Origin of the sequence: Pseudoalteromonas rubra (assembly GCF_000967655.1) — a bacterium.
Classification (GTDB): Bacteria; Pseudomonadota; Gammaproteobacteria; order Enterobacterales; family Alteromonadaceae; genus Pseudoalteromonas; species Pseudoalteromonas rubra_A.
In genome coordinates, this window is the sequence record NZ_JXYA01000052.1 from 11695 (window position 1) to 28223 (window position 16529).

The window sequence follows — 16529 nt, forward strand, 5'->3', positions numbered from 1 at the left end:
TAACTGCTATAATCAAGCTCAATGACCCGCAAGTTTGGGTCATCCGCGTTGCTTGTTCCTCCAGGGAGTTGGAATAATCATTATCATTGAGGTACTCAATGAAAAGTAGACTCCCTCGTATCGCAAGCTTCTGTGCAAGCTGTATGTTGTTTAGCGCAGGTTCTGTTGCCCACAAGACACCCGGCAATGACACCGATGTGTTCGCCTTATCTATCGATGAGTTGCTGGAAGTAACGGTTGAGGCCCGCAAAGTCAAAGAAAACGCACTTGCCATACCCGTTTCTATTTCGGTCATGTCAGATCAGTTTCTGCGCGAACGTAATGTCAATACCTTGCTGGAGGCCGCCTATTTTATTCCCAATATTGATGTCACCACAGTCGGTGAAAATTCTGGCTGTACACACTGTGCAAACATCACCATTCGTGGCATCGGCCAGGTTGACCCGCTGCCCACGGTCGACCCCAGCGTAGGGCTCTACCTCGACGGAGTTTACTACGCCCGCTCCCCCGGTGGTATTTTTGACTTATACGATGTGCGCCAGGTTGAAGTATTACGAGGCCCGCAAGGGGCTATTTTTGGTAAAAATACCATAGGGGGTGCTGTCACAATCTACACGCATGACCCCGTCGAAGACACGTTTGCCGATGGTGAAATCACACTGGGTGCGTTCGAGCGCAGGGATGTCCGAATGCGCGCAAACCTTGCACTCAGCGACTCCCTCAGCAGCCGCTTTACCTTCACTCACCTCAACCGCGATGGCTTTGTCATACGTGACAACGGCGAGTTTGAAGGTGGCCAGGATGAATGGGCAGCAAGTGCCAAGTTTCGCTATCAGGCCAGTGTGCAACTCACCGCTCAGCTGTCTTTGGACCAGCGCCGCATCAATTCGGGATCGGCACCGTCTGTTCTCGCAGCAAAGAACGATCAGGCTGATCTGCTGGTGCTATATAACGACCTGGTCGCACAAAGTGGTGTTGCCGAGCCCTACCCGCCGCTGCAGATCTTTGGCAATGCGCATCGCAGTGCCTCGCTGGGCACTAACTTTAACACGCTGGATCAATCTGGCGTTTTGCTCTCGCTCGAATGGCAAACGCCCCAGCAATGGCAGTTAAAATCACTCACCGCCTATCGGGAGTTTTATGCCACTTATGGCCGCGACTTTGATAATAACCCGGCCATCATTGGCGATACTCAGGACTTTCAGCGCCAGTTTCAGTTCAGCCAGGAACTGCACATCAGCGGCAGTGCGCTGGACGAGCAGCTTAACTGGCTGGTGGGCTTATTCCATTTTGATGAGCACATCAATCACCTCACCGACTTGGTTTTTATCGGCGGGCTATACCAGGCACTGGAAAGTGTTCCGGGTCCGCTCGATGGCTCTCCTCTGGATAATCCAACCAGCATCGGCGGGCCAGGCAACCCGCTGAACATTGGACTGGATATCGACAGTGGCTTTGACAACCAGGTGGATATTAAGAGTACCGCTGTGTTTACCCACATGAAATATGCACTAACACAACACTGGGCTGTGCACCTGGGCGGACGACTGACCTTCGAGGATAAAATGCAGCAGGTACAAAGTGATGCCGATAATGCCGGGGTCATTTTGATCGACAGAACACGCCACACGCAGGGGCAAAAAAATGGCGGCCCTATCGAGCGCAGCTGGCGGGTGTTTTCTCCTCAGGGAGGCATTGAATACCACTTCAGTGATAAACAATTCGTCTACTTAAGTGCATCCCGGGGCTTTAAATCCGGTGGGTTTAACGGCATACCTAATTCACCGACATCCGCTCAGCCCTTTGACCCTGAATACCTCACTGCATATGAGCTGGGCTACAAGACCAAATTACTGGAAGATACTTTGCAACTCAGCTTAGCCGCCTTTGATATGCAGCATAAGGACATGCAATTACGAGGCGGTCAGTCTACCGAAGCTGGCCTTGAGATTTTTATCGACAATGTCGGAGAAACCCGTATTCGAGGTATTGAAGCCAGCTTTGAGGCACTGCCAGCACCAGACTGGCGCTTGTCTGGCAACCTGTCATACACAGATGCCCGGTTTGATTCTGTGGGTACTGCCACTCAGGTCACCACGGACAGTAAACTGATGCGCTCGCCGCGCTGGACCGCCGCCCTGGGGCTCAGGTATCACTGGCACACCGCCATGCAACACCCCGTCAAGATTGGGCTTGACTGGGGGTTTCGCAGCAAAACGTATAACGATGTGTTTAATACTGAGCTGGGTGCACAAGGGAGTTTTGCCTTAGTGAATGCACGTATCAGTCATGCCATCACAGATCAGCTGGAGCTTGCCTTGTTTGTTCGCAACCTCACTGATAAGCGCGTGCTTATCGGTGGCAATGACTTTACCGAAGTATTTGGTGTGGCCGAGCATTACCTGGCACCACCCAGAGAGTGGGGGTTATCCCTGTCGTACCAGTTTTAAAGAAGTACTAATATGACCTTAGTAAGCACTTTTTTACTTTTTAGCACAGTCGCCTTGTCTGCCTGTGTGCCATTTATCGCAAGCGCTCAGCTGTTGCTACTCAGTGATGATCCACTGGACATTAAGATGGTATTTTCAGATCAGACACTGGATATATCGACCGACTCCAATAATCTGGTATTTGAGTATATAGCGCAAACCACACCGGCATTGACCCGCCCACAGCTACTGCTGGCACCCGGAAACCGTATTGACCAGTTGCTGAGAAGCAACCAGCCCTACTGCGCTCTGAATCGGATCAAAACACAAAAACGCGCTAAACAGTACTTATTCAGCTTACCAGTACACCTGTACCCCAGCCACAGGTTATACTTTTTACCGCTCAATATTGAATTATCCTCCTTTGTGAATGCACAAGGCCAGCTGACGGACCTCAATGCATTGCTACGGGCCCACCCTAAAACCACTTTACTTACCGAAGCGCAACGCTCTTATGGAGATTACCTGGATGCTCAGCTCGCCACTGTCAATAAAGACCAGCTTATCAGGCGTCCCGGTGGTGACAGCTACAAGTCGACAATCGCTATGTTCGAGCGCGGCCGGGCCAGTTTTATTCTCACTTATCCGACGACAATACAGCGTTATGCAAGCAAACTGACGCTGCAGCAAGTTCAGAGCCTTGAAATCGCGCACAATCCACCTTTTGTTCTTGGTCACATTGCCTGCTCTGATACCCCAGAGTCGCGGCAATTTTTGCAAACCGTCAACGACGCTTTGCGCCAGCTATATCAAACCGAGGGATTTTATGACTTGCACCTGCGCTACCTGCCTGAGTCTGAACGGGCTTATTTCAAAAAGCAGCTGGAACAACAGACCACCAGGGCACTCGAAACAACACAATGAAATGAAGTAAAAAGAGCAGCCTGAGCTGCTCCTGGAGATGACCAGACGACTCTGGAACAACGCTAAAAAGTGACCCTGCCTTTGAGTTTGGCAAGAATGTTGACGCCTATCCCTTTTACCCGCAATAAGGCATCCATATCCTGAAACTCGCCAGTTTCCTGGCGATAGCGAACAATGGCCTGTGCTTTTTTCATGCCGATGCCAGGTAAACGGGTTAGCTCTTCGGCACTGGCACGGTTGACATTAATGACCGCATCCGCGACTTGCGCAGCGGCTACGGGCGTTTGTTCTGGCTGAGCAATAACCGGAAGTGCGGCGGACAACGCCAATGTCGCTAACAGTGTTTTGATATTCATAGTAAGATCCCTCATATAATAAAGTGTCCATGTATCAGTGCATGCGTTGCGATGTATATGCACAGTTAAAATAAAGTAAACATCGGTAAATATGTCAAAATGATGTCAGCGTTTTTTAGTTGCTTATTTTTCATCTTGCCCTGTTATGCTAATTTCTGTGTCTTATGCTAAGGCCAAACCAGCGGTCTCATTGCAGTGTAGAGAAACCAAGCTAGCTGTTTGTTTTTATTTGAAATTAAGACCTGGTCGAGTGTGACCTGGCGGGTGCGAGCTGAGCTGCATGGATTAAATTTGGCGGTATAAACGCATAACAACACTTTATCGGTTGTAATTATTGACAAGACAAGTTACTGTATATAAAAACAGTGTTCGTGGAGAGTGATCATGGCAGTTATCGTAAAGTATGTGGTAGAAAGAAATGGAGTAGAGCGTATGACGTTTACCAGCAAAAAAGAGGCGGATGCTTATGATAAAATGCTGGATGTTGCAGAAGCGCTTGAAGGCATGTTAGAGAAAGTAGACGTCCCACTCAGTGAGCAACAGGTTGAGTCGCTTGCACTGGAAATTGCCAAACAAAAAGATGACTTTATGGCCATCCTGAAAGGCGGCAAAGTGTCAACAAAGAAAGACACAGAAGAAAAGCCTGCCAGTAAGAAAGGGAATGACGATAAGGTCACAGCCATCAAACAGGCCTAATCTTGCAGACCAGAAAAAAAAAGCCAGCTCCCGACGGAAGCTGGCTTTTTTCATATTAATGGCACTTATTTCAAAACCGTCGCAACGGCATCTGCAAAGTAAGCAATATTGTCTTTGCTTACTCCCGCTACGTTTACGCGGCTGGAGCCTACAATATAAATTGAGTACTCTTCACGCAGCCTGTCAATTTGCGCTTTGTCTATGCCCAGGAAAGAGAACATCCCGTTCTGACGCTCAATGAAAGAGAAGTCCTGTGATGTGCCTTTCGCATTCAGGCTGTCTTTTAGCAAGCTACGCAGACCATTGATACGGTCACGCATCTCTGCCAGCTCCTGATGCCACTCTTGAGTAAGTTCTTCACTACCCAAAATCGTGTTCACAATGTCCGCACCGTGTGCAGGAGGCATTGAGTAGATGCTGCGTACAACGCTAAGTAATACTGAATTAGCAACATCCGCCACGACTGCATCTTTAGCAATGAATGAACATGCACCAATGCGCTCACGGTACAGGCCGAAGTTTTTCGAGCACGAAGAACAGATCAGCATTTCGTCCACGGTTGCAGCCAGCAGACGCAGGCCTTGTGCATCTTCTTCAAGGCCACTACCAAAGCCCTGATAGGCAATGTCAACAAGCGGTGTAAAGCCCGAATCTTTCGCTAACTCTGCCACGATTTGCCATTGCTCTGCGTTTAAATCCATACCGCTTGGGTTATGACAACAAGCGTGCAGTAATACGATATCGCCTTTTGGTACCTGCTTAAGTGCTTCGATCATTTCATCGAATAACAGGCCTTTGTTCTCATAGTCATAGTAGGGGTATTCTTTAACTGTCAGACCAGCCGCTTCGAACAAGCTGATATGGTTTGCCCAGGTCGGGGTCGTTACCCAAACAGTCGCATCGGTATTGCAACGCTTAATAAATTCAGCCGCAACGCGCAAAGCCCCTGTGCCGCCTGGTGCCTGGGCTGTTCTGATGCGATTGGCCAGCAACGCCGGATGCTCATTACCCAGTAGCAGTTTTTCCATCTTATCGCAGTAATCCAGATTACCCGCCAGACCAATGTAAGATTTGGTTGTTTCATTTTCCAGGCGAAACGCTTCTGCCTTTTTTACCGCCTTCAGAACCGGGGTATGACCCTGCTCGTCTTTATACACCCCAACCCCCAGGTCAATCTTATTCGGGTTAGTATCTTTTTTATAGGCAGCCATCAGGCCAAGAATTGGATCCGTCGGAAGTGGTTTTAGTTCTGAAAACATGGTTCTCTCTTTCCTAATTAACGTTAACGAGGTTTTCTGACTCGTTTGTCGAGGGGTTAACTTTCAGCTCATATTAACATAAGTTGTCGCGAAGACGAGTCCGCTTAACCGGGAAGATTTTCAATTGCGCGGATGCAAGCGGCAACTAAAACTGCCAGCTTGTATTCATCAAAGCACTCTTGCTCAAAAGCTTCTGCATCTATGATCCCCTGGCACTTGCCTTGTGGATCTAAAAGCGGCAGGCAAACCTCTGACTGCACCTTAGGATCGCAGGTATAATATTCGCCACCTTTGGCAACATAATCCGGAATGTTATTGATAACCCGGGCCTGCTCAGACAAAAAAGTCTGGATATTGTTTGACGTCGCAGCAAATGCGTCGGTAATTGGGAACAAGGGTCGACTTGGTGCGCCGTAATAGGCCAGCTTCAACAACTGCTGCATGCCATCGGCCTCACGCGCCTGATAAATACCAAACCAGTCTACGCCGGTGGCGGATTTAACGTATTGCGCAATGGTCTGTAAACGCGACAGCTGCTGCTCAGTATCATTAGTTTTGGAAACATACTCAGCCAGTAAAAAAGGGGCTTCCTGTAAGTGACCAAACAGGCTGCAACTCCCCCCTTCTCCAAGCTCCGGAATTTGGTATGACCATATGGCATCCAGGTGATGTGTTTCAAGATACGCATCCAGCTCACTAAGCTGGCCAGCCACCGCGGTTTCGCTGATAGATAAATTACAATGAGAAAGATAGGTAGAAATCATTTGGCCATCCAAACATCTAAATATCCATCAAATTTATCACGGACGCACGGGGGATACCAGAGTGTCATTAGAATATTTTATTTTTTACAAGAAAAATTGCCTGCGGCCCCGGCTCATCTGAGCGAGTACACCAGTTCAACCTCATTGCCAACCTGGTTATAGGTCACACTTCGTGCAATTTCAGAGAGCAGCTCAACCCCTCTGCCATGCTCTTGTTGCGACTGATGCTGTGCTGTTGAGCTTTGGTCAAATCCATTACCTGAATCACAAATATTGAACACGAGACAATATTCTTCCGGGCAAAAACGGACATTAATAATGATCAGCGCATCCTTGAGGCTTTCCAGTGCACGAGCCCGCTGATGGTAATACTCAATAAAACCATCATCCTGATTTTTTAAATCCGACTTTAACCCCAAAACGCCGTGATCCAGCGAGTTGTTATATGCCTCTGACAGTAACAAAAAGACATTGGATCTGTGGGCGTGCAGGCCCTCTACTTTAGACAAAATGTCCACCAGCTCGAGTACTGGATCGGTAAAGCGCATCTGCTGTGCATTCAGCGAAATACTAATATTAAATGGCAAAGTAGAATATTCGGGCGGCAGGGCCTCACTTGAGTTATCAGGTAAGCAGTTAATGATCGCTATGCTTAAATCGTCCTGTTGCTCTTTGTGACCACTGTATTCTCGTACCTGCTGAATAATATCTCTGGTCGAAATATCAACCTTGCAGCGTAGCACATCGATCAACCTTTGCTCGCCAAACAGCTCACCATCGGGCGCTTCGCTTTCAATGATACCATCCGTTGCCATCACGAGGCGTGTGCCTACCTCAACTTCAAAGTGCAAGGTATTACGCTCAAATTCATCTTCATCGAGGATCCCTAGCGACATATGCTGAGATTCTATGGTTTTAAGCACCTGCCCCTGGTTATCTATCAGATAGATGTCGGGAAAGCCCCCCAGCCAGGCTGACAGGTTCCGCCCGGAGCCACTGATCTCGATAATCGCTGCGGCACAAAACATGTGCCCGGGCAATAAGGTATTCAATGAACTGTTCAGCTCGGCAGCAATGTCATTCACCGCCATGCCTTTTTGCACCATGGTATAAAAAATCTTCGATGCCGGGAGCGCGCCGACCGCAGCAGCCAGGCCATGACCAGTGAAATCCCCCAGCAGGCAATAAAACCCACCAATCGGGCTTTTTGCCATCAGAAACATATCACCGTTGAACATAGAGGCGGGAGACAGGTGATAGTCACATAAGTCGGCAAAGTCCTCCTGACCGGACAAGGCATTACGAAAGATATGCTCTACAATTTCGTGTTCGCGCTCAATCTGGTTGTAGTGATACTCGAGCTGCTTTTTTTGTTCGTGGGCTTCTTTACTGAGTTTTCGCGTGCGGGCATGGGCACGGATCTTTGCAGAAAGTACGATCCGATCAAAGGGTTTGTGGATAAAGTCATCGCCACCAACATGCAGGCACTTTTCAAAACTAGCGTGGTCTTCCAGGGCCGTGATAAATATCACGGGTAAATACACATCACCGGCATGCTCTTTGATTTTGGGGGCGGTCTCAAAGCCATCCATCACTGGCATCATGACATCCAGCAAGACAATGTCTACATCGTGCTGATAAAGCACCTCCAGGGCTTCCTGGCCATTGTTTGCCACCAGCACATCATAGTGTTGGTGCTCAAGCATGGTTTGTAGCAATCGACAGTTGAGTGGCTGATCATCCACAACCAAAATTAACATGCACGAGTCCCTCGTGGATTAGTCGATATCAAATTTCTTATCGAAGCGTGAAATCTGTAAAATCTTCTTCAGTTGAGGTCTGCAATTACTGATCTGGATGCTAGATACCGAGTCGCCTAAGGTTTTTTTCATATTAAGTAACATACCTAATGCGGAGCTATCCATATAATCGGTGTCACGCAGATCAACAACCACCTTCTCCGTTTGGCTGCCTACTTCGGCATAGGCCTGACGAAAAGACTGGACCAGGTTAAAATCAAACTTTCCTTTGATTTGAATCGTTAAAGTTTTTCCGTCCGCTGAAGCATTTTTGCTCAGGCTCATTGCAAGCTCCTACTTTGGTTGAATTTTGGTATCCATGATGTTGTTTTAAATATAAACCGATAAGTGGAATTAGCCAAAAAATTATCTCGCTTCAAAACGCTTTTTGTTACCATGGCAGGCGAGAGTTATTAACAGGAGAGTCAAAATGTCAGAGAGTCGTTTGGTGTATTCCACCGAGTCTGGCCGGATCAAACACACCGAAACCCCGGCTGAGCCAGAAGTAAAATTATTTAAAGACGGCGCAGTGCGTATTGAGCGACAAACGAAAGGTCGTAAGGGCAAAGGTGTTATGTTGGTTGTTGGCATAGACCCGGCTGAACACGATTTGAAGAAACTGGCAAAAACGCTGAAAAGCAAGATGGGTCAGGGTGGCGCGCTCAAAGACGGCGTGATTGAGATCCAGGGCGACGACCGTAATAAACTTAAAGCGCTGCTCGAAGCACAGGGTTTTAAAGTTAAAATCGCCGGTGGCTGATCCCGGTATCGTGCAAAGTCAGCTATCAGTGCACCACAGCAGGCCTACTTGGCCTGGCCAATGTCCGGATGCTGGCTTTGCAGCAAAATCTCATGTTCTGTCAGGGGCGCACTGTAATAGTAGCCCTGTACAATAAAGCAGTTATTTCTTTGTAAGAATGCCACTTGCTCCTCAGTCTCCACCCCTTCTGCAATGACCTTCATACTCAGTTTTTGTGCCATCGCGATGATTGCCGCAGTGATCTCCATATCATTGGAATCCTCGGGGATATCTTTGACAAAGGAGCGATCGACTTTCAGCACATCGACCGGAAAACGCTTGAGGTAACTCAATGACGAGTAGCCCGTACCAAAGTCGTCTATAGACAAAGACACGCCAAGCTTCTTCATTTCCAGTAGTTGCTCTATGGCTGCTTCAACATCGCCCATTAACATGCTCTCTGTCAGCTCTAAATGCAGCATCTGGGGAGACAGACCGGTTTCTTTTAGCGTCGTGGCAATGTGTTCGATTAATTCGACGTCTTTAAACTGGCGTGCCGACAAGTTGACAGAAATATCCGCAGCCCGTCCACTGCGGCGCAAGCGGGCTGAGAACTGGCAGGCTTCACGCAGTACCCAGGCACCCAGCTCAACTATCATGCCGGTCGCCTCAGCGATAGGAATAAACTTAGTTGGCGCAATAAAGCCTTTTTCAGGGTGATACCAGCGCACCAGCGCCTCATAGCCGACAACCTGCTCTGTGGTGCTGTCTATCTGAGGCTGATAGCGCAGGCTAAACTGCCCTTCTTTGATGGCCTGACGCAGCTCGTTTTCAATATATAACCGCTCGTTAGCTGCCGCATCCAACTCCTGTGAGTAGAAGTGAAAGGTATTTCGCCCTTTTGCTTTGGCTTCGTACATGGCCAGGTCGGCATGCTTCAGGAGTTGCTCTTCTTCTTTGCTATCAAACGGGGCCAGGGTAATACCAATACTGGCGCTGATAATCACTTCGTTATTACCAAGACGAATGGGCTTTGCCAGTGTGCGCTGGATTGTGTAGGCCACATCCATGGCGTTTTCCCGACTCTCGATACCACTAAGCAGCACAGCAAATTCATCGCCGCCCAGGCGCGCTATGGTGTCTTCTGCGCGCAGTCGCTGTTTGAGTCTGTCTGCCACTTCAACCAGTAAACGGTCGCCTGCATCATGGCCCAAGGTGTCATTGATCCGCTTGAATTCATCGAGATCAAAATAAAACAGGGCAAAAGCGTAGTGCCCGCGCTCGGCCAGCGCCATCGACTTGCGTAGCTGCATGCGGAAAAAGGTGCGATTTGCCAGCCCAGTCAGGGTGTCAAAATAGGCCAGTTCTTCCATTTTGCGCTGGCTTTCTTTCACAAAGGAAATATCCTGAGCCGACGCAACATAACTGGATATCCGCCCGCCATCTTCGCGAATGGGAGAAATACTGAGGCTGACCCAGATCTGTTCATTCGACACGCCCTGCAGCAGCGTATCACCACGCCAGTAATTGCGACTGCGCAGATCAAAATCAATGTCGTCTATGATGATGGCCATTTCTTTTGACACGATAGCCAGTAAAGGTGAGCCAATAAAATGTGCTTCGTTGTAGCCAGTCATCTCCAACATTTTGGGGTTTACATACTCTATCTTAAACCTGTCGTTGGTAATTATGACTCCAGTACCAGAGAACTCTACCGCCTTGCCAAGTCGGTTGGCCTGCTTTTGAGCCGATTCTTTTTCAGATACCCGGGTATTCAAACCCTGGATCAGTTTGCGAGTTTCACCACTCATATCATTGATTGACGCGTTCAGTACACCTAACTCATCATGTGCATCAGGCAGTGCGGGATGGTCAAGCTGACCTTTGCCAAAAGAATTCAAAGCATCGGCGGCGTAATTAAGGCGCTTAAGGATCAGGTGATAAATTATCTGATGCAGCAGCAAAGACACAAACAAGCCATAAAGGATAAATAGACCCGAGAACTTCCATTTTAAATCGTTGAGTGCAAACAGCGCGGTATCTCGTTGTTTGTAATATCCTATGTACCAATCCAGCTCCGTCAGATGAACAACATTCGCCAAATAGGCCGCCTCGTTATAACCGAATTCACTTTGTAAACTGGGCAGATTGACCTGCAAGGTACGCTCAATCATTTGTTTAAAAGCCTGAGGCAACGATGATTTATCTGCCAGCTCGTTGTTATGCGCCAGGATCCCCATGTTAGGTGCAGATAGCACGCGCCCCTGCTTATCAAAGACGATATACGCCAGATCCTCACTGGCTTCAGGCAAGTGTCTCAGCAGCACATCTAACTCCAGATCACTGCCAGTAAACCCTTGATAGGTGTCGTCTACGTATACGGGAACCAGCACACTGACGACCCATTTGCTCCAGACTTCATCGAAGTGGATCCCGGACCATAGCGCCTGACGCGTCGGGTTAAGTTCTTCACGCAGTAAAGGCAGTGCATGGGTGCTGAAATGATTGCCTCCCTTGCCCTCTACCAGCAAAGAGTTTGGCGGCGAGATACGTACAAAATCGTCTGTGGTATACAGGTAAAAATTGAAAAAATCCTGCAACAGCAAAGGAGACAGAGAGTTCCACACATATTCAGATTCAGTGAGCAGAGTTTGAGTTCGCTCATTCAGGTTCTCGGCGGGCAGGTAAGCGGCTGAAATGCCATTCGCTGCAATGCTATTAATACGCTCGTCGGTATGGTTAAGCTGTACCTGATGCTGTGTCGCCGTGTGTCCAGATTGCTCTGTAAACAAAGCGCGACTCACCACCATATTGGCCTGCTGAGCCAGCTTTTTCTTTGAGGTCAGAAATTCAGAGAAATGCATCAAGGTTTGTTCACTTTGCACTCTCAGCTTATGAAACTCTTCATAAACTAGCTGCCTTTCTTCGGTTTTCAGCAGCAAAGCGGCTGCGATGGCGCCGGCCATCAAACACACAACGGCAGTGAGCAGCGGGAGCTTGACACTGAGCGAGTTAAAACCAAAGCGAGACACAGGTCGTCGATAGCCCACGATAAACCTTTTAGCTAGTTACAGTTTTTCTATATTGAGTGCGCAGAATATACCAGATCATGGGGAACCTCGCCAAACACTTTGCCAGATATGTCAACATTCGGGCTTGTATAGTTAAAATGATCTGTGCTAATAATAGCGTTAATTAGATTAAGCACCACAAATTAGACAGATTTATGACTTTAAACACACGCAACTATTTTTTCTTTTTTAGCTTCTTTAGGTGAAGAGGCTTAACTGTTTGCGTGTAAAAGTTCAGATAGCTAAGCCTCCCACACTGGGAGGTTTTTTTTTGGCAAAATGGGAGTGAGGACCTATGACACAAGATACTTTGGATGCCCTGCGCAAGGACATCAATGAAATTGATTCAGAACTGCTGATCCTGCTGGCAAAGCGCCGCAGACTGAGCCACAGCGTTTTAGAGTATAAGATCACCAATAACAAACCGATCCGAGATGAAGCGCGCGAACTGGCGCTGCTGGAAAAACTGATCAGCTACGGGAAATCTCTGGGTCTGGACCCTTTCTATATCAATAACGTTTTTCAGGTGATCCTCGAAGACTCGGTATTAAATCAACAAGCAATGCTACAAAAGAGCCTGAACCAGGAGTCGTTGAGTGATACCCATAAAGTCGCGTATCTCGGCGGGCAAGGCTCTTATAGCCAGCTTGCGTGTCATAAGTATTTTAGCCGCCGTCCGGGCACCTTAGTTGAGCTTGGCTGTCAGACGTTTTCCGACATTACTCAGTCGGTTGAAAAAGGCCAGGCAGACTATGGTATTTTGCCAATTGAGAATACCAGCTCGGGCAGTATTAACGAAGTGTTTGACTTACTACAGCACGCTCAGGTCTCCATTATTGGTGAGGTGACACACAGTGTTGAGCACTGTTTGCTGGCACAAGAAGGCACAACACTTAAAGACATCAATAAGATTTTTGCTCACCACCAGCCTTTTGCACAGTGCAGCCGCTTCTTAGAGGGGCTTGGTGATCTAACACAGGAAACCTGTGACTCTACGTCCAGCGCACTGAAACTGGCAGCTGATACGCCAAACAGTGCCGCCATCGGCTCTGCACAAGCCGGCAAAGGGTTTGGACTGGAAGTCCTCAAAAGTGGCCTGGCTAACCAGGCAGAAAACCACAGCCGCTTTATTGTGGTTGCGCGTCAGCCGCTTCAGGTATCGACGCAAATTCCAACCAAGACCAGCCTTATCATGGCCACCAAACAAAAAGTCGGTTCACTGGCCGACGCACTGATGGTGTTTAAAGAGCACAATATCAATATGACCAAGCTGGAGTCACGCCCGGTACCAGGTAACCCGTGGGAAGAAGTGTTTTATGTTGACCTGCAAGCCAATGTTGCAGACAGGCTGGTGCAAAGTGCCCTGGAATCTCTGAAAGAGCATACTCAGTATGTGCGCATTCTGGGTTGCTATCAGAGTGAATCGCTGCAGGCAGTGGAAGTGGTGTAAAAAACGAGAGCGAGGCTTGCCTCGCTCTGCCATCAGTGCATTAAGAAATGACCTTTGCGTCATTGGCCTTATTAAGCAGACCGCGACTTTGTCGTAAGAAGGTTTGTGCACTGTCCGAGAAATAGCTTTTCGCCTCTTCAAACGCCGCCATCAGCGCCGCTTTATCACCTGCCTGCAAGCGACTCAGGGTTTGAGCAAAGGTATCCTGATAACTGGCAAGCAAGCCTTCTACTTCGTCAAATTGTGCCAGCATAATGTCGGTGTAGAGCTCTCCCGATTGCGCAAACAAGCGCCCAACCATCATCAGCTCAAGCTGGTAAATAGGCGATGAGCAGCTTCTCAGCTCTTCCAGTGTATGGCACTGGCGGGCCAAAAACTGACCGTATACAAACGTCGTGAGGTGGCGCATGACCTGGATGATCTGCATAGCCTGATCGTGCTTTTTCGCTGCCATATTTGCCAGGTGACAGCCCCAGATCTGCAATTGTTCAAGCAGCCCCTGATACGCCTGCTCACCTCGGCCGTCACACACTACGACGGTTTGTTTCACCCAATGTGAAATATCCGGGCCAAACATGGGGTGCAGGCCAACCACAGGACCTGCATGTTTGTTCATCATGGCCTGCAAAGGCGCTTGCTTAACCGAGGTAATATCGGCCAGTACGCAATCCTCGGGCAGCTCAGGCAACTCATTGATCACCTGCTCCAGAGCATTAATAGGCACACTCAGCAACACCAGTTTGGCATCGGCCAGGATCGTCTCTTGCTTCGCCTGTTGTGCTTTGTCGAGTATGCGTACTTGGTACCCGGAGCGCTCAAGCTGGCGGGCGAACAGCTGGCCCATTGCTCCTGCACCACCCACGATCACCACAGGCGATAGCTGAGGGGCTGCACACGCCAGTTCACTTTGCTGATTCTCATAGGCCTCACGCATCATGCGGCGCAAAATGTCTTCGACCAGATCCGGATTGACCCCTTTTTGCTCTGCTTGTGCTCGCCGGGCCTCAATCAGGCTGGCTTCGCGCTGCGGCACATGTAAAGGCGCCCCGGTGGCTTGCTTAATTTTACCAACCTGCTCGGTAAGCTCGCGGCGCTGTGCCAGCAGATCAACCAACGCGCTGTCACAGGCGTCAATTTTCTCCCGCAGCAAAGCGAGTTCAGATGTTTGACTCATTCCCATAGTGTAAACTATTATTTACTTCAGTAAACCAAAAGATACACCCAGTCTAACAGGAAGAAATAGGATAAGAAAGCGGATTGGAATTATAGGTATAAAAACCAAAACGGGCCACTCAAAGAGTGGCCCGTTTTTAAGCATTGGTAAATGCAACGTATTAGTTAAGTTTTTCTTTAATACGTGCAGACTTACCAGAACGCTCACGCAGATAGTAAAGTTTCGCGCGGCGAACTGCACCACGACGCTTCACTGCAATGCTGCTGATAAGAGGGCTGTGCGTTTGGAATACACGCTCTACACCTTCACCGTTCGAGATTTTACGAACTGTGAATGCAGAGTGAAGACCACGATTACGCTTAGCGATTACAACACCTTCAAAGGCCTGTAGACGCTCTTTGTCACCTTCTTTAACACGAACCTGAACAACAACTGTGTCACCAGCGCCGAACGCAGGTACGTCTGTTTTAAGCTGCTCTTCTTCAAGCGCTTTAATAATATTTTGGTTTACTTTTGCCATTTTATTTCTCACATTCCTAGGAGTAACTGTCTTCTAGCCACAAGCTTCATGTTCTTGCTGAAATTCAGCAAGCAAACGTGCTTGCTCCTCAGTCAGAGCTAGGTTACGCAACAAGTCTGGACGGCGTAACCAAGTTCTTCCCAGTGACTGCTTTAAGCGCCACTCGGCTATCGCTTGGTGGTTTCCACTGAGTAATACAGCAGGCACCTGTTTTCCATCCAACGTTTCTGGCCGAGTATAGTGTGGACAATCTAATAAGCCGTCTGAAAACGAATCTTGTTCTGCAGACTGGTTGTGGCCTAACACACCTGGCACCAATCGCGCGACAGCGTCAATCAATGTCATGGCGGGCAGTTCACCCCCACTTAAAATAAAATCCCCGATGGACCATTCTTCGTCGACATACGACTCGATGATCCGCTCGTCTATACCTTCGTAGCGACCAGCGACTAAAATCAACTTTTCGGATTGAGCCAGTTCGGCCGCACCTTGTTGATCTAACTTCCGCCCTTGTGGAGACATATAAATTACTTTAGCGCCTTCCCCTGCTGCCTGTTTGGCATCGAGAATGGCTTGTTTGAGAGGCTCGACCATCATCAGCATGCCCGGACCACCACCATAAGGTCGGTCGTCAACGGTTCTGTGCTTATCCAGTGCATAGTCTCTCGGATTCCAGCAGTGAAAGTCGATCAGTCCGTTTTTTACGGCCCGACCGGTGACACCTTGCTGAGTTACCGCGTCAAACATTTCAGGAAAGAGTGAGATCACCCCAACCCATAGTTTTTGCTGATCACTCATTAAAACGCCGGATCCCAGTCTACAGTAATTTCTCGTTCTTCGTGCTTAACCTCAATCACAACAGAATCTGTCAGGAATGGAATTAAGCGCTCAGACTGACCAAATGCATCTTTTTTGTTTGCTTTCACAACCAAAACGTCATTTGATCCTGTCTCCATCAAGTCATCAACATGACCCAGGTTATACCCTTTTGTCGTAACGACTGTCATACCGATGAGATCTCGCCAATAAAACTCCCCTTCTGGTAATTCAGGGAGCTGCTCTACATCCACTGAGATTTCTGCATTGGTCAGTGCCATTGCTTCGTCTCTGTCGTTGATGTTCGCAAACTTGGCGATAAAGCCCTTGCTGTGACGACGCCAGTCACTCACTTCAAGGGTTTGCCATTTACCTTGTTGACCTATCAACCATGGGCTGAAATCGAAGATCCCTTGGGGATCATCAGTAAATGAATGCACCTTAAGCCAACCTTTGATGCCATAAGGAGCACCAAGTTTACCAACAACGATTGTCGAGGTTTTTTCTTGACTCATGGTTACACTTACGCCTA

15 protein-coding genes are annotated in these 16529 nt (G+C 48.5%); 5 read left to right on the forward strand and 10 right to left on the reverse strand.

Annotated elements, in window-relative coordinates:
* The first annotated feature begins 98 nt into the window (after positions 1-98).
* Both TW77_RS19475 and TW77_RS19480 read left to right on the forward strand, forming a co-directional pair.
* Positions 99-2450: a TonB-dependent receptor gene (locus tag TW77_RS19475; protein WP_046006644.1), complete on the forward strand. Its 2352-nt coding sequence runs from the start codon at positions 99-101 to the stop codon at positions 2448-2450.
* 12 nt (positions 2451-2462) lie between these two features.
* Positions 2463-3353 (forward strand): hypothetical protein, encoded by an 891-nt coding sequence (locus TW77_RS19480; protein ID WP_046006645.1) that lies wholly within the window; start codon positions 2463-2465, stop codon positions 3351-3353.
* Positions 3354-3415: 62 nt separating this feature from the next.
* On the opposite strand, the gene TW77_RS19485 is transcribed toward TW77_RS19480, so the two are convergent.
* The gene (locus TW77_RS19485) at positions 3416-3709 is read right to left on the reverse strand and encodes a ComEA family DNA-binding protein (RefSeq protein WP_046006646.1); all 294 of its coding nucleotides are present in this window, start codon (positions 3707-3709) and stop codon (positions 3416-3418) included.
* Between the two features lie 384 nt (positions 3710-4093).
* Here TW77_RS19485 and TW77_RS19490 point away from each other — a divergent pair, with 384 nt between their 5' ends.
* Complete coding sequence (locus TW77_RS19490; protein ID WP_046006647.1) at positions 4094-4405, forward strand: YebG family protein; 312 nt, start codon at positions 4094-4096, stop codon at positions 4403-4405.
* 65 nt (positions 4406-4470) lie between these two features.
* On the opposite strand, the gene TW77_RS19495 is transcribed toward TW77_RS19490, so the two are convergent.
* The 4 genes from TW77_RS19495 to TW77_RS19510 all read right to left on the reverse strand — a co-directional run bounded on the left by TW77_RS19495 (position 4471) and on the right by TW77_RS19510 (position 8512).
* On the reverse strand, positions 4471-5664 hold the full coding sequence (locus TW77_RS19495) for an amino acid aminotransferase (RefSeq protein WP_046006648.1): 1194 nt from the start codon (positions 5662-5664) through the stop codon (positions 4471-4473).
* Positions 5665-5768: 104 nt separating this feature from the next.
* Positions 5769-6428 (reverse strand): GAF domain-containing protein, encoded by a 660-nt coding sequence (locus tag TW77_RS19500; protein ID WP_046006649.1) that lies wholly within the window; start codon positions 6426-6428, stop codon positions 5769-5771.
* A gap of 113 nt (positions 6429-6541) precedes the next feature.
* Positions 6542-8188, reverse strand: coding sequence for a fused response regulator/phosphatase (locus TW77_RS19505; protein ID WP_046006650.1), 1647 nt, complete (start codon positions 8186-8188; stop codon positions 6542-6544).
* A gap of 18 nt (positions 8189-8206) precedes the next feature.
* Positions 8207-8512 (reverse strand): STAS domain-containing protein, encoded by a 306-nt coding sequence (locus tag TW77_RS19510; RefSeq protein ID WP_046006651.1) that lies wholly within the window; start codon positions 8510-8512, stop codon positions 8207-8209.
* A 145-nt stretch (positions 8513-8657) separates the two neighbouring features.
* On the opposite strand from TW77_RS19510, the gene TW77_RS19515 reads away from it, so the two are divergent.
* Entirely contained in the window at positions 8658-8987 is a 330-nt protein-coding gene (locus TW77_RS19515) for a translation initiation factor (protein WP_046006652.1), read from the forward strand.
* 44 nt (positions 8988-9031) lie between these two features.
* Here TW77_RS19515 and TW77_RS19520 read toward each other — a convergent pair whose 3' ends face one another.
* Entirely contained in the window at positions 9032-12016 is a 2985-nt protein-coding gene (locus tag TW77_RS19520) for a putative bifunctional diguanylate cyclase/phosphodiesterase (protein ID WP_046006653.1), read from the reverse strand.
* A 316-nt stretch (positions 12017-12332) separates the two neighbouring features.
* Here TW77_RS19520 and TW77_RS19525 point away from each other — a divergent pair, with 316 nt between their 5' ends.
* Positions 12333-13487, forward strand: coding sequence for a chorismate mutase (locus TW77_RS19525; RefSeq protein ID WP_046006654.1), 1155 nt, complete (start codon positions 12333-12335; stop codon positions 13485-13487).
* A 40-nt stretch (positions 13488-13527) separates the two neighbouring features.
* On the opposite strand, the gene tyrA is transcribed toward TW77_RS19525, so the two are convergent.
* The 4 genes from tyrA to rimM all read right to left on the reverse strand — a co-directional run bounded on the left by tyrA (position 13528) and on the right by rimM (position 16512).
* The gene (tyrA, locus tag TW77_RS19530) at positions 13528-14661 is read right to left on the reverse strand and encodes a bifunctional chorismate mutase/prephenate dehydrogenase (RefSeq protein ID WP_046006655.1); all 1134 of its coding nucleotides are present in this window, start codon (positions 14659-14661) and stop codon (positions 13528-13530) included.
* A gap of 160 nt (positions 14662-14821) precedes the next feature.
* Positions 14822-15181: a 50S ribosomal protein L19 gene (gene rplS, locus TW77_RS19535; RefSeq protein ID WP_046006656.1), complete on the reverse strand. Its 360-nt coding sequence runs from the start codon at positions 15179-15181 to the stop codon at positions 14822-14824.
* A gap of 33 nt (positions 15182-15214) precedes the next feature.
* Entirely contained in the window at positions 15215-15979 is a 765-nt protein-coding gene (gene trmD / locus TW77_RS19540) for a tRNA (guanosine(37)-N1)-methyltransferase TrmD (RefSeq protein ID WP_046006657.1), read from the reverse strand.
* Complete coding sequence (rimM, locus tag TW77_RS19545) at positions 15979-16512, reverse strand: ribosome maturation factor RimM (protein WP_046006658.1); 534 nt, start codon at positions 16510-16512, stop codon at positions 15979-15981. The genes trmD and rimM overlap by 1 nt, the downstream gene beginning before the upstream one ends.
* Positions 16513-16529 lie beyond the last annotated feature (17 nt).